At 71.9% G+C, this 12,976-nt stretch carries 15 protein-coding genes; all 15 read left to right on the top strand.

Going from position 1 to position 12,976, the window contains the following annotated elements; genetic code table 11:
- Positions 1–10: 10 nt before the first annotated feature.
- From EV140_RS02015 to trpA, 15 genes are read left to right on the top strand one after another with little or no spacing between them, the layout of a single operon-like run.
- Positions 11–2,041 (top strand): primosomal protein N' family DNA-binding protein, encoded by a 2,031-nt coding sequence (locus EV140_RS02015; RefSeq protein WP_130280536.1) that lies wholly within the window; start codon positions 11–13, stop codon positions 2,039–2,041.
- Positions 2,042–2,062: 21 nt separating this feature from the next.
- Complete coding sequence (locus tag EV140_RS02010) at positions 2,063–2,995, top strand: methionyl-tRNA formyltransferase (RefSeq protein WP_338418530.1); 933 nt, start codon at positions 2,063–2,065, stop codon at positions 2,993–2,995.
- Positions 2,992–4,374: an RsmB/NOP family class I SAM-dependent RNA methyltransferase gene (locus EV140_RS02005; protein WP_130280534.1), complete on the top strand. Its 1,383-nt coding sequence runs from the start codon at positions 2,992–2,994 to the stop codon at positions 4,372–4,374. The genes EV140_RS02010 and EV140_RS02005 overlap by 4 nt, the downstream gene beginning before the upstream one ends.
- A 14-nt stretch (positions 4,375–4,388) precedes the next feature.
- Positions 4,389–5,060, top strand: a complete 672-nt coding sequence (gene rpe / locus EV140_RS02000) for a ribulose-phosphate 3-epimerase (RefSeq protein WP_096421376.1) — start codon at positions 4,389–4,391, stop codon at positions 5,058–5,060.
- Positions 5,057–5,425, top strand: a complete 369-nt coding sequence (locus tag EV140_RS01995) for an FKBP-type peptidyl-prolyl cis-trans isomerase (RefSeq protein ID WP_096421377.1) — start codon at positions 5,057–5,059, stop codon at positions 5,423–5,425. Before rpe ends, EV140_RS01995 begins: the two co-directional genes overlap by 4 nt.
- Positions 5,426–5,471: 46 nt before the next feature.
- Positions 5,472–5,735: a phosphoribosyl-ATP diphosphatase gene (locus EV140_RS01990; protein WP_130280532.1), complete on the top strand. Its 264-nt coding sequence runs from the start codon at positions 5,472–5,474 to the stop codon at positions 5,733–5,735.
- Positions 5,736–5,784: 49 nt separating this feature from the next.
- A complete protein-coding gene (hisG, locus tag EV140_RS01985) occupies positions 5,785–6,624 on the top strand; it encodes an ATP phosphoribosyltransferase (protein ID WP_130280530.1) in 840 nt (279 codons plus the stop codon).
- Positions 6,624–7,385 (top strand): imidazole glycerol phosphate synthase subunit HisF, encoded by a 762-nt coding sequence (gene hisF, locus EV140_RS01980; RefSeq protein WP_130280528.1) that lies wholly within the window; start codon positions 6,624–6,626, stop codon positions 7,383–7,385. The genes hisG and hisF overlap by 1 nt, the downstream gene beginning before the upstream one ends.
- On the top strand, positions 7,382–7,786 hold the full coding sequence (hisI, locus tag EV140_RS01975; protein ID WP_130280526.1) for a phosphoribosyl-AMP cyclohydrolase: 405 nt from the start codon (positions 7,382–7,384) through the stop codon (positions 7,784–7,786). The genes hisF and hisI overlap by 4 nt, the downstream gene beginning before the upstream one ends.
- Positions 7,783–9,324: an anthranilate synthase component I gene (locus EV140_RS01970; RefSeq protein WP_130280524.1), complete on the top strand. Its 1,542-nt coding sequence runs from the start codon at positions 7,783–7,785 to the stop codon at positions 9,322–9,324. The genes hisI and EV140_RS01970 overlap by 4 nt, the downstream gene beginning before the upstream one ends.
- Positions 9,321–9,896 (top strand): Trp biosynthesis-associated membrane protein, encoded by a 576-nt coding sequence (locus EV140_RS01965; protein ID WP_130280522.1) that lies wholly within the window; start codon positions 9,321–9,323, stop codon positions 9,894–9,896. Before EV140_RS01970 ends, EV140_RS01965 begins: the two co-directional genes overlap by 4 nt.
- A 36-nt stretch (positions 9,897–9,932) precedes the next feature.
- Positions 9,933–10,163 (top strand): DUF6704 family protein, encoded by a 231-nt coding sequence (locus EV140_RS01960; RefSeq protein WP_096421384.1) that lies wholly within the window; start codon positions 9,933–9,935, stop codon positions 10,161–10,163.
- Positions 10,164–10,940 carry an indole-3-glycerol phosphate synthase TrpC gene (gene trpC, locus EV140_RS01955; RefSeq protein WP_130280520.1) on the top strand — a complete coding sequence of 259 codons (777 nt, stop codon included), beginning with the start codon at positions 10,164–10,166 and terminating at the stop codon, positions 10,938–10,940.
- The gene (gene trpB, locus EV140_RS01950; RefSeq protein WP_130280518.1) at positions 10,937–12,151 is read left to right on the top strand and encodes a tryptophan synthase subunit beta; all 1,215 of its coding nucleotides are present in this window, start codon (positions 10,937–10,939) and stop codon (positions 12,149–12,151) included. Before trpC ends, trpB begins: the two co-directional genes overlap by 4 nt.
- Positions 12,148–12,927: a tryptophan synthase subunit alpha gene (gene trpA / locus EV140_RS01945; protein ID WP_130280516.1), complete on the top strand. Its 780-nt coding sequence runs from the start codon at positions 12,148–12,150 to the stop codon at positions 12,925–12,927. The genes trpB and trpA overlap by 4 nt, the downstream gene beginning before the upstream one ends.
- The last annotated feature ends 49 nt before the right edge of the window (positions 12,928–12,976 follow it).

Here is a 12,976-nt window from a genome sequence, read left to right as displayed (position 1 = left end):
GAGGCCAGCGATGACCGCCGAGCCGATCGCGCGGGTGCTCATCGACTCGCCCCTGCCGCAGCTCGACCGGCTACTCGAGTACCGCATCCCGGCGGCGCTCGACCGCGACGCGAAGCCCGGAGTGCGGGTGATCGTGCCCCTGCGCGGAGGGCAGCGCCAGGCCAAGGGCTACCTCGTCGACCGGGTCGCCGAGCCCAGCTTCGCCGGCAGCCTCACCGACATCACCGAGGTGGTGTCGGCGGCGCGCGTGCTGACTCCCGAAGTCGCGCACCTTGCCCGACGTGCCGCTGACCGCGCCGCCGGAACCGCGAGCGACCTCGTGAGGCTTGCGGTGCCGGCCCGACAGGTGCGCATCGAAAAGGCCTGGCTTGCCGCCCTCGACGCGCGCGGGCGCACCGGGCCGGGGCTCGACCCGTCGCAGGCGGCACGCGCAGCGCAGGCCACCGTCACAGGTGTCCCCGACGACGTCGTCGCTCGGCTCGGTGACATGTCTGAGCCCGCGACCACTCGCCGCGTCGCGGTGACCGCCCCCGCGCGAGTGGTGGCGTTGCCGCCGGCCGACGGCGCGCCCGACCCGCTGTGGCTCCCCGTCGGGCTCGCCGACCTCGTCGCCCTCGCCGCCCGCACCCTCGCTGCCGGACGCTCGGCGATCATCGCCGTACCCGACTACCGGGACCTCGACCTCGTGGCCGATGCCGCCGCCCGCCTGCTGCCGCCGGACGCCGTCGCGCGGGTCGACGCGGGACGCGGCAACGCTGAGCGCTATCGCGGCTTCCTCCGGGCGCTCGAAAAGCGCCCCACCCTCGTCATCGGCACGCGCACCGCGGTCACCGCGCCCGCCCACCGACTCGGGATGCTCGCCCTCTGGGACGACGGCGACCCCTTGCACGCCGAACAGCACGCACCCGGCGTGCACGCCCGCGACCTCGCCCTGCTTCGGCACGACGACAGCGGGTGCAGCCTCGTCCTCGCCGCCCACACCCGGTCGGCCGAGGTGCAGCGCCTCGTCGAGCTCGGCTACCTCACGGCCATCACCCCGGCGCGCGCGGCGCGACGGCGCATCCGGCCGACCGCGCAGGCGACCGGGGGAGACGACCCGGGAGCGCGGGCGCGCATCCCGTCGATGGCGTGGCGGGCGGCGACCGAGGCCCTCGCCGAGGGTGCAGTGCTGCTGCAAGTGGCGCGCCCCGGTTTCGACCCGCGGCTGGTCTGCGCCGACTGCGGTGATCCCGTCCGGTGTCGCACGTGCTCCGGGCCCGTCGGGGTGCGGCGCGCGAATGCGTCGCCCTCGTGCCACTGGTGTGGAGCGATCGCGCCTGCGGCGCCGTGCCCCACCTGCAACGGGACCCGCCGCAGGCCCACCCTGCCGGGCTCGCAACGCACCGCCGACGAGCTCGGCCGGGCGTTCCCCGGCGCGCGCGTCATCGTCTCGGACGGCGAGCACGCGCACCAGCGCATTGCTCCGGGCCGCACGATCGTCGTCGCGACGCGCGGCGCCGAACCCCTCGTCGACGGCGGCTACCGCGCCGTTCTGCTGCTCGACGGCGAACGCATGCTCGCCCGCGACAGCCTGCGGGTCGTCGAAGACTGCCTGCGATGGTGGCAGAACGCCGCGGCTCTCGCCGCTGACGACGCCCCCGTTCTGCTCGTCGGAGTGGACGGCCCCGTCGCGTCTGCCCTCGCGACCGGCACGAGCGACGAGCTAATCGCGTCGGAGCTGGCCGACCGTCGGCGTCTGCGTTTCCCGCCCGCGGTGCGCTCGGCGACGGTCACGGGCACCGCCGACGAGGTGCGAGTCGCCCTACAGCCGCTCAGCGGATTGAGCGGCGTCGACGTGCTGGGCCCCGTCGAGCGCGAGCCCGGGGCGGTGCGCGCCATCGTGCGATTCGACTACGCCCGCGGTGCCGACGTCGCCCGCGAGCTGCGGGCCTCTCTGGTGGCCGCCGCGACCGCACGGGCGCAGCGTCGACGCTCGACCCTCCGCGCACGCCTCGACGACCCCACGGCTTTCGACGTCAGCGCTGACGACGCACCCTCCTGACGGGTGCGGCAGAATCGACGGGTGACCGCCCCCCTGCGCCTGATCTTCGCCGGAAGCCCCCGGGCGGCCGTCCCCACCCTCGAGGCCCTCGCCCGCGGCCCGCACACGATCGACGCCGTCATCACGCGACCACCCACACCGCAGGGCCGCAAACGCATCCTCACTCCGACTCCGGTTGAGGTGAGCGCCGTCGAACATCGGCTGCCGGTGCTGCATGCACGCAGCCTCACCCCACTACAGGACGAGCTGATCGCACGCGAGGCTGACCTCGGCGTCATCGTCGCTTTCGGAGGACTCGTCCGTGAGCCGCTCCTCAGCGCCCCCCGGCTCGGCTGGATCAACCTGCATTTCTCGCTGCTGCCCGCCTACCGAGGTGCAGCGCCCGTGCAGCACGCCCTGATCGCCGGTGAGACGACGACCGGGCTCAGCGTTTTCCACCTCACGGCGGGGCTCGACGAGGGCGACCTGTACGCCCAGCGCTCGCACCCGATCGGCGCCCACGACACCGCCGGCAGCCTGTTGGACCGCCTCGCCGTCGAGGGCGCGAGCGTCGTCGCCGACGTCGTCGACCGACTCGCCGCCGGAACGATCGAGGCCACCTCGCAGGAGGGTCAGCCGACGTTCGCGCCGAAGCTTGATCGGGCCGACGGGCGTCTCACCTTTACGGCGGCGGCGAGCCAGATCTCTGCGCGGTTGCGCGGCACGACCCCCGAACCGGGCGCCTTCGGCGAACTCGACGACGGAACTGTGGTCAAGGTGCTCGACGCCACCATCGCCCACGACGGACCGTCGCTTCCGCCGGGCACCCTCCTGCTTGATGGTCGGCGCGCGCTCGTCGGCACCGCTGACCGCCCCCTCGAACTCGTCACGGTGCAGCCCGCCGGCAAGCAGGCCATGTCGGCCCTCGATTGGATGCGCGGCCTCCGCGACCGCGACGCCCGCCGTTTCGCATGAGCCCCCGTCCCACCGCCTCCGGCCGCAGCGCGCGCCGTGTCGCTTTCGACGTCGTGCACGCCGTCTCGACCGACGACGCCTACGCCAACCTGCTGCTGCCGGGGCGCCTGCGCGAGGCCCGACTGAGCGCCGCCGACGCCGGCTTCGCGACCGAGCTGACCTACGGCACGCTGCGGAGGCGCGGGTTCTACGACGCGGTCATCGAGCGCGCGACCGGTCGCGCTGTCGACCGCGTCGACCCGCCCGTGCTCGACGTGCTGCGCCTGGGCGCCCACCAACTCCTCACGCTGGGAACCCCGCCACACGCGGCCGTCGACGAATCCGTGCGACTCGTTCGACAGGTCGGGTCGGCGCGCGCCGCGGGCTTCGTCAACGCGGCGCTCCGCCGCGTGAGCGAGCGCGACCGTGAGAGCTGGCGCGACGAACTCAGCCGAGGCATCAGCGATCCGGATGCGCTACTTGCGATCCGCCACGCGCATCCCGAATGGGTGGTCCGAGCCCTGCGCGCAGCTCTCGCCGCCGAGGGGCGCGAGGACGAGCTGGATGCGCTGCTCGCCGCCGACAACGCGCCGCCGCGCGTGACCCTCGTCGCCCTGCCCGGCCTCGCGGACGCCCCCGACGACGACCGCGACGAGCGCACCGCCTTTTCACCGCTCGGGATACGCGCCGCCGCCGGCGACCCGGCGGCCGACGCCGGGGTCGCTGCGGGCACGCGTCGCGTGCAAGACGAGGGCTCCCAGCTCGCTGCCCTGGCCCTCAGCAGGGTGCGTCCTGCCCGGGCGGGCGAGCGCTGGCTCGACCTCTGTGCGGGGCCGGGCGGCAAGGCAGCCCTGCTGGCAGCGGAGGCGCGCACGGCCGGAGCCACCCTCACGGCCAACGAGACCGTGCCCGCACGAGCCGAGCTGGTGCGGCGTGCCCTTGCGCCCGTTGATCCCTCCCTCACGGTGCGCGTCGGCGACGGCCGCAGCATCGCCCACGACGCGGCGGAGTCGTTCGACCGCGTGCTCGTCGACGCGCCCTGCACCGGCCTCGGTGCGCTACGCCGCCGTCCCGAGGCGCGGTGGCGCAAGACGGTGGACGACGTCGCACCCCTCGCCACCCTGCAGACCGAACTGCTCACCGCGGCCCTCGATGCCACCGCGCCCGGGGGAGTCGTCGCCTACGTGACCTGCTCGCCGCACCTCGCCGAGACCCGCGACGTCGTCGACGCCGTGCTGGGCGCGCGAGACGACGCGGTCGCCATCGACACCCGGGCGGTTCTCGCCGGCGTCACCCGCACGCCCCTCGACCTCGGCGACCGCGGCACTGCGGTGCAGCTGTGGCCGCACCGGCACGCGAGTGACGCGATGTTCATCCAACTGATCGAACGCCGCCGCTGACTACGCTGGGTCGCATGGCGAGCGCGCGCATCAATCCGAGCATCCTGTCGGCCGACTTCGTCAACATGGAGCGCGATCTCGGCCGCATCGCGACCGCCGACTACGTGCACGTCGACGTCATGGACAACCACTTCGTGCCGAACCTCACGTTCGGCCCGCAGATGGTCGGCCGCGTGCAGGACGTGTCGCCCATCCCGCTCGACGTGCACCTGATGATCGCCGACATTGATCGCTGGGCGCCCGGCTACGCCGAACTCGGCGCATTCTCGGTGACGTTCCACGTCGAGGCGGCCCGCGACCCGGTGGCTGTCGCCCGCGCGCTCCGCGAGCGTGGCGCACGCGCCGGCCTCGCGGTGAAGCCCGGCACCCCCATCGAGCCGTATCTCGAGCTGCTGCCCGAGTTCGACCAGGTGCTCGTGATGACGGTGGAACCCGGTTTCGGTGGTCAGTCGTTCATGCCCGAGACGATGCCGAAGCTGCGGGCGCTGCGCGAGGCCCGAGCCCGCCTCGGCGTCGACACATGGCTGCAGGTCGACGGCGGGATAGCCGACGACACCATCGCGATCGCCGCGGAGGCCGGTGCCGACACCTTCGTGGCGGGCTCCGCCGTGTACGGGGCCGCTGACCCGGCGGAGGCGATCAGCCGTCTGCGCGAGCGTGCGCAGTCTGCTTGGATGGAACCATGAGCCAGCTGAGCAAGCCCGAGATCGACTTCTTCGAGGGGCCCGCCCCCACCGAGCTCGTCATCACCGACCTCGTTGTCGGAGACGGAGCCGAGGCCACGCCCGGCGCGACGGTCGACGTGCACTACGTCGGTGTCGAGTTCGACACCGGCGAAGAGTTCGACGCCTCCTGGAACCGCGGCGCGTCAATCAACTTTCCCCTCGGCAGCCTCATCGCCGGGTGGCAGCAGGGCATTCCGGGCATGAAGGTGGGCGGCCGTCGCCAGCTCGTCTGCCCGCCGCACCTCGCCTACGGCCCCGCCGGCGGCGGCCATCGCCTGTCGGGCAAGACGCTCGTCTTCGTGATCGACCTGCTCGGCGTCTCCTGACCCCGAGCGGCGAAAACACGCAGTTCGCGCCCGGTACGCTGAGCGCGTGAAGACGTTCGACCAGCTGTTCGCCGAGCTCGCCGAGAAGGCACGCTCGCGCCCCGAGGGCTCCGGAACCGTGGCCCAGCTCGACGCGGGCGTGCACGCGATCGGCAAGAAGATCGTCGAGGAGGCCGCCGAGGTCTGGATGGCCGCCGAATACGAGAGCGACGAGGCTGCGGCCGAAGAGATCTCGCAGCTGCTGTACCACCTGCAGGTGCTGATGCTCGCGAAGGGCCTCACGCCCGCCGACGTCTACCGTCACCTGTAAGCCCGCCGACGACGGATGCGCGACGCGCGCACTCGAGGAAGACACCCGCATGCTGAGAATCGCGGTGCCCAACAAGGGATCGCTGTCCGAGACGGCCGCGCACATGCTCGCGGAGGCCGGCTACACGGGCCGTCGCGACCCGCGCGCCCTGACGAGCGCGGACGCCCGCAACGGGGTCGAGTTCTTCTACCTGCGGCCCCGCGACATCGCCACCTACGTGGGCTCGGGCGCGCTCGACGTCGGCATCACGGGCCGTGATCTGCTGCTCGACTCGGGTTCCGAGGCGCGCGAGATTCAGGCGCTCGACTTTGGCGGTTCGACGTTCCGCTTCGCCGCCCCGCCGAACACGGTGCGCACGCTGGAGGACCTGGGCGGGATGCGCGTCGCGACGAGCTACACCGGTCTCGTCGGCGACTTCCTTGCCCGGCACGGCGTCACCGCCGACCTCATCCGCCTCGACGGCGCGGTGGAGTCGGCCGTGCGCCTGGGTGTCGCGGATGCGGTCGCCGACGTTGTCTCGACCGGCGCGACGCTGCGCGCACAGGGCCTCGAGATCGTTGGCCCCGTCATTCTCGAGTCGACCGCCGTGCTCATCAGCGCGCAGCCCGATCGCCCGGGGATCGCGACGCTGCAGCGACGACTGCAGGGCGTGCTCGTCGCCCGGCAGTACGTGCTGATGGACTACGACCTACCCCGCGAGCTGCTCGAGCGCGCCCAGGCGATCACGCCGGGCCTCGAGTCCCCGACCGTCAGCCCGCTGGCCGACAGCGGCTGGGTCGCCGTGCGCGCCATGGTTCCGCGCGCCGACGTCAACCACGTCATGGACGAGTTGTATGACTTGGGCGCCCGCGCAATCCTTGTCGGTTCGATCCACGCCGCACGCCTCTGATGACGGTCGCCGTTCGGGTCATTCCCTGTCTCGACGTGGCCGGTGGCCGCGTCGTGAAAGGCGTGAACTTTATGGGCCTGCGCGACGCGGGCGACCCGATCGAGCTCGCCCGTCGCTACTTCGAGCAGGGCGCTGACGAGATCACCTTCCTCGACGTGACCGCGACGGTCGACCAGCGTGAGACGACTTACGACGTCGTCCGTGCGACCGCCGAGCAGGTGTTCATTCCCCTCACCGTCGGTGGGGGAGTGCGCTCGACCGAGGACGTTGCGCGGTTGCTCGGCCACGGCGCCGACAAGATCGGCGTCAACAGTGCGGCGATCGCGCGCCCGCCGCTGATCGACGAGATCGCTGACCGCTTCGGCGCCCAAGTGTGCGTGCTGTCGCTCGATGTCACGCGCGACGACGCGGCCCCGAGCGGCTTCGTCGTGACCACGCACGGTGGGCGCACCCGCACCCAGCTGGACGCGATCGCCTGGGCGGTCGAGGCGATCGAGCGCGGCGCCGGCGAGCTGCTGGTCAACTCGATCGACGCCGATGGAACGAAAGCCGGCTTCGATCTCGAGCTCACTGCCGCCATGCGCGAGGTGGCGTCGGTGCCGGTGATCGCCTCCGGGGGCGCGGGCGCGCTCGAGCACTTTGCGCCGGCGGTGGCCGCGGGCGCTGACGCCGTTCTCGCCGCGAGCGTCTTCCACAACGCGGAATTCACGATCGGCGAGGTCAAGCAGTCGCTCGCCGACGCGGGAGTGCTGATTCGATGACCACTGAGCCCGCCATCCCCTCGCCCCACGACGCTGCGCGCCTGACAGACGACGAGGCCGCCGCTGTCGTGGAGCGCGCGCAGTTCGCCTCCGACGGATTGCTGCCCGCGATCATCCAGTCGCACGACGATGGCGCCGTTCTGATGCTCGGCTACATGAACGCCGAAGCCGTGCGCCGCACCCTGACGGAGGGACGCGTCACGTTCTGGAGCCGATCGCGCAGCGAATTCTGGCGTAAGGGCGACACGAGCGGCAACATTCAGCTGGTGCGCTCGGCGGCATTGGACTGCGACGGCGACACCCTTCTCGTCCGCGTCCACCAGGTGGGCCCGGCCTGCCACACGGGTGCCCGGCGCTGCTTCGACGTCGACCCCGTCATCACGGAGGGAGCCGAGTCGTGACCACGACCCTTGCCGACGTCGTGGCGCGCCGTCACGACGCCCGCGTCGTCCCGGTCATTCGCGAGCTGTTCGCCGACGCCGCGACCCCGGTCGGGCTCTACCGGGCGCTCGCGAATGATCGGCCGGGCACCTTCCTACTCGAGTCGGCCGAACAGGGCGGCATTTGGTCACGGTACTCGTTCATCGGCGTCGCATCCTTCGGCGTGCTGACCGAGCACGAGGGCGTAACCCGCTGGCTCGACACCGGCATCGACGGCGAGCGCGCGTTTGGTGGCCCCGTGCCCGGCGACCCGCTCGCGGCGCTGGACGTTCTCTACGAACGTTGGCGCACCCCGGCCGACCCCGCGCATCCGCCGCTGACGGGTGGCCTTGTCGGCTTCATCGGCTGGGATGCGGTGCGCCGCGTCGAGCACCTCCCCGACGCGCCCCCCGCCGACTTCCCGGTGCCGGAGCTCGCGGTTGCCTTCACGAGCGAACTGGTCGTCATGGACCATCGCACGGGGACCGTGCAGATCGTCGCCGCGCTGCTGCTCGACGGCGATCCCGACGATGCCGAGATCGGCCGGCGATTCGAGGATGCTCAGGGCCGGTTGGATGCGCTCGCGCACGCCCTCACGCGCCCCATCGCCCCCGCCCCCGCGCTGATTGACACCACGGTGACGCCGCATCCCGAGCACCGCTCGACGCCCGAACAGTTCCTTGGAGCGGTCGCCGCGTCGAAGGAGCACATTCGCGACGGCGACGTATTCCAGGTCGTCATCTCGCAGCGTTTCGACCACCCGGTGACTGCTGCGCCCCTCGACGTGTACCGGGTGCTGCGAGCCTTGAACCCGTCGCCCTACATGTACGTGCTCAGCTTGACGAGCGCCGCCGGCGAGCCGTACGCGATTGTGGGCTCCTCGCCCGAGGCGCTCGTCAAGGTGCAGGATGGGCGCGCGTTCTCGCACCCGATCGCCGGGTCGCGCCCGCGCGGGTCCACCCCCGAGCACGATGCCGCGCTCGCCGACGAGCTGCTCGCCGACCGCAAGGAGCAGGCTGAGCACCTCATGCTCGTCGATCTCGCGCGCAACGACCTGTCGAAGGTGTGCACGCCCGGCAGTGTCGAGGTCACCGAGTTCATGCAGGTCGAGCGGTTCAGTCACATCATGCACCTGGTGTCGAGTGTTGAGGGCGACGTGCGCGACATCGCGAGCCCCATCGACGTGCTGCGTGCCACGTTCCCGGCCGGCACGCTGAGCGGCGCCCCGAAGCCGCGAGCACTGGAAATCATCGACGACCTCGAGCCCGCCCGCCGCGGCGTGTACGGCGGCGTCGTCGGATACTTCTCCTTCTCGGGCGACCTCGACCTCGCGATTGCGATTCGCACCGCATTCCTCGCCGACGGCGTCGCCCGCGTGCAAGCGGGCGCGGGGCTCGTCGCCGATTCGCAGCCGCAGGCCGAGTTCGACGAAACGGTGGCGAAGGCTGCCGCGCCGCTACGGGCGGTCGCCATCGCGAATGCGCTAACGCCGATCACGGACGACGAGGGAACCCCGTGACGCCCCGCCGTCTCCGGCTGCTCGCCATCGTCGCGCCGCTCGCCGCGGCGGCCCTTGCCCTGCTGGCGTGGACCCAAGTCTGGGTCGTGCTCGATCTCGGCGGTGGGCTCGCCGTTGACGCCCGCGGGGAGACCGCCGCGAACACCGTTCCGGCCCTCGCCCTCGCATTGCTCGCGCTCACCGCCGCGCTCGCCCTTGTCGGCCGCACCCCCCGCATTCTGCTCAGCATCGTGCAGCTCGGACTCGGTGTCGGAATCGCCGCAGCATCCGCGACCGTTCTCGCTGATCCCGTCGGCCGCGGCGGACCCGCCGTGACCGCGGTCACTGGCGTCGACGGCGATGCGGGGATCGCTGCCCTCGTGGTGGCGTCCAGCGTGTCGGGGTGGGTCTCTGTCGCCGTTGTTGCCGGCGCCCTCGCCGCCGTGAGTGGGCTCGTGACCGCGCTGACCGCGCACCGCTGGCCCGAGCGCGTGCGTCGCTACGACACGCCCGACGGCAGTGCAGCGCCCCGGGCAGACCGACTGGGTGACTGGGACGCGCTGAGCGACGGCGACGACCCCACAGCCCGGTAGACTGTAAGCCCTGCCCGTTCCCGACTCAGGAGACGCATGAACGCCCAGAACGAACCCGGACACGGACACTCGCCCGCCGCCTGGACGGCCGTCGTCATCATGCTGATCGGCTTCACCGTGGGCACCGTCGCGTTCTTCTTCGAGCTCGCTCCCATCGTCTGGGCGAGCGCCGTCGTCGTCGTCATCGGCTGGATCGTCGGTGGCGTGATGGCGAAGATGGGGTACGGCGTGAAGGGCCCGCGCTACGCCCCGAAGGCACACTCCTAAGTGCTGGACGGCCTGACGGCGGGAGCGCTGGAGGACGCCGCGGCCCGCCGCGCCGAGCGTCCGCTCGCGGCAGTCGAGGCTGCGGCCGCCGCTCAGTCTCCGGCGCGCGACGCCGTGGGTGCGCTTGCGCGCGCCTCGCACGTGAAGCTGATTGCCGAGGTGAAGCGGGCGAGCCCGTCCCGCGGAGCGCTCGCGAGCATCCCTGACCCCGCGCAGCTTGCTGCGCAGTACGCGGCCGGGGGAGCGCACGCGATCAGCGTGCTGACCGAGCAGCGGCGCTTTCAGGGGTCGCTCGCCGACCTTGAGGCGGTCCGCGCCGCCGTCGACGTGCCGATCTTGCGCAAAGACTTCATCGCCGACGAGTACCAGATCGCCGAGGCGCGCGCGGCGGGGGCCGACCTGGTTCTGCTAATCGTGGCCGCCCTCGACGAAGCCACGCTCCGCCGGCTACACGCGCACATCCTCCAATGGGGCATGACCCCGCTCGTCGAAACGCACTCCGCTGACGAGGCGCGCCTTGCCGTCGACCTGGGCGCATCCCTCATCGGCGTGAACGCCCGCGACCTCACGACGTTCGAGCTCGATCGAGACCTGTTCGGTCGGCTCGCCCCGATCATCCCCGACGACGCGATCCGCATCGCCGAGTCGGCCGTCCTCAGCGTCGCCGACGTTGAGCACTACCGGCGCGCCGGCGCCGACGTGGTGCTCGTCGGCGAGGCCCTCGTTACCGGCGGCGACCCCGTCGCCACCGCCCGGCAGTTTGTGAGCGTGTCATGACCCTGCGCGACGTCGTCGGCCCCTACTTCGGCACCTTTGGCGGCCGCTTCGTGCCCGAATCCCTCATCGCCGCCCTCGACGAACTCGACGCGGCCTACCAGGCGGCCCGAGTCGACCCCGACTTCGCCGCCGAACTCGCCGAGCTGCACCGCACGTACACGGGCCGGCCGTCGATCATCACCGAGGCGCCCCGCTTCGCCGAGCACGCGGGCGGCGCACGCATCCTGTTGAAGCGCGAAGACCTGAACCACACGGGCAGCCACAAGATCAACAACGTGCTCGGTCAGGCCCTGCTCGCAAAGCGCCTCGGCAAGACGCGACTCATCGCCGAGACGGGTGCCGGGCAGCACGGCGTCGCGAGCGCGACCGCCGCCGCCCTGTTCGGCATGGAGTGCGTCGTGTACATGGGCGCCGTCGACACCGAGCGGCAGGCGTTGAACGTCGCCCGCATGAAGCTCCTCGGTGCCGAGGTGGTGGCCGTGCAGACCGGGTCGCGCACGCTAAAAGACGCCATCAACGACGCCATGCGCGACTGGGTGGCGAACGTCGACACGACGCACTACCTGCTCGGCACCGTCGCGGGCCCGCACCCGTTCCCGACCATGGTGCGCGACTTCCACGCCGTCATCGGTACCGAGGCCCGCGAGCAGGTGCGGGAACTCACGGGGCGCCTCCCCGACGCGGTCGCCGCGTGCGTCGGTGGTGGCAGCAACGCCATGGGCATCTTCCACGCGTTCCTCGACGACGAGTCGGTGCGCCTGGTCGGCCTGGAGGCCGCCGGCGACGGCGTCGACACCCCGCACCACGCCGCGACGATCTCCAAGGGCCGGCCCGGAGTGCTGCACGGCGCCCGCAGCCTCATGCTGCAAGACGACGACGGCCAGACGATGGAGTCCCACTCGATCTCGGCAGGCCTCGACTACCCGGGCGTCGGCCCCGAGCACGCCTGGCTCGCCGACATCGGTCGCGCCGAATACCGCGGCGTCACCGACGCCGAGGCGATGAGCGCGCTGCGACTGCTGAGCCGCACCGAGGGCATCATCCCCGCCATCGAGACGGCCCACGCCCTGCACGGCGCGCTCGAGCTCGGGAAGGAACTCGGCCCCGAAGGCATCGTGCTTGTGTCGCTGAGCGGCCGCGGAGACAAAGACATGGAGACGGCGGCGCGCTACTTCCGTCTGCTCGATGGCGAAACCGAGGATGCGCGGTGAGCGCGGTCGAACAGGCCATCCGTGCGCGCCGCGAGGCCGGATCGGGCGCACTCGTCGCCTACCTTCCCGTCGGGTTCCCCACTCTCGACGACAGCATTGCTGCCGCGATCGCGCTCGTCGAGAACGGCGTCGACATCCTCGAACTGGGCCTTCCGTACAGTGACCCGGTCATGGACGGGCCCGCCATTCAGAAGGCCACCCAGACCGCACTGCAGAACGGCTTCCGCCTGCGAGACGGCTTCACCGCCGTCGAGAAGGTGCGCGCGGCGGTCGACGCGCCGGTCCTCGTCATGACCTACTGGAACCCCGTGCTGCAGTACGGCGTCGACCGTTTCGCCGCCGACCTCGCGAGCGCCGGGGGAGCGGGCCTCATCACGCCCGACCTGATTCCCGACGAGGCGAGCGACTGGATGGCCGCGTCGGAGGCCCACGACCTCGACCGTGTGTTCCTCGCGGCCCCGTCGTCGTCCGACGCCCGTATGCGGCAGGCAGTCGGGGCGAGTCGTGGATTCGTCTACGCCGTTTCGACGATGGGCATCACCGGCGCCCGCTCCGACGTGGACGCCGCCGCGCGCGGCGTCGTTTCCCGGCTGCGCGATGCGGGATGCACGTCCACGTGTGTGGGGCTCGGCATCTCGACTGCCGATCAGGTTCGCGATGTCTTGAGCTACGCCGACGGCGCGATCGTCGGCTCCCGCCTGGTCGCCGCCCTCGCCGAGGGGGGCGTCACCGAGGCGGCCCGCGTTGCGGCCGACCTCGCCACCGGCACCCGCTAGCCTCCGTATCCGGCCGGTCGCCAGTAGGCTGGCACGCGTTCTCACCCTC

Source organism: Microcella alkaliphila (genome assembly GCF_004216855.1).
GTDB lineage: Bacteria > Actinomycetota > Actinomycetes > Actinomycetales > Microbacteriaceae > Microcella > Microcella alkaliphila.
The sequence above is the reverse complement of the archived record's forward strand: the minus strand, read 5'-3'. Positions and strand labels throughout refer to the sequence as shown.

Excerpts from the sequence above, each read along its gene's own strand:
- rpe (WP_096421376.1), top strand. The coding sequence starts at position 4,389 with ATGGCGAGCGCGCGCATCAATCCGAGCATCCTGTCGGCCGACTTCGTC.
- EV140_RS01995 (WP_096421377.1), top strand. The coding sequence starts at position 5,057 with ATGAGCCAGCTGAGCAAGCCCGAGATCGACTTCTTCGAGGGGCCCGCC.
- EV140_RS02015 (WP_130280536.1), top strand. The coding sequence starts at position 11 with ATGACCGCCGAGCCGATCGCGCGGGTGCTCATCGACTCGCCCCTGCCG.
- trpB (WP_130280518.1), top strand. The coding sequence starts at position 10,937 with ATGACCCTGCGCGACGTCGTCGGCCCCTACTTCGGCACCTTTGGCGGC.
- hisF (WP_130280528.1), top strand. The coding sequence starts at position 6,624 with ATGACGGTCGCCGTTCGGGTCATTCCCTGTCTCGACGTGGCCGGTGGC.
- hisI (WP_130280526.1), top strand. The coding sequence starts at position 7,382 with ATGACCACTGAGCCCGCCATCCCCTCGCCCCACGACGCTGCGCGCCTG.
- EV140_RS02005 (WP_130280534.1), top strand. The coding sequence starts at position 2,992 with ATGAGCCCCCGTCCCACCGCCTCCGGCCGCAGCGCGCGCCGTGTCGCT.
- EV140_RS01960 (WP_096421384.1), top strand. The coding sequence starts at position 9,933 with ATGAACGCCCAGAACGAACCCGGACACGGACACTCGCCCGCCGCCTGG.
- hisG (WP_130280530.1), top strand. The coding sequence starts at position 5,785 with ATGCTGAGAATCGCGGTGCCCAACAAGGGATCGCTGTCCGAGACGGCC.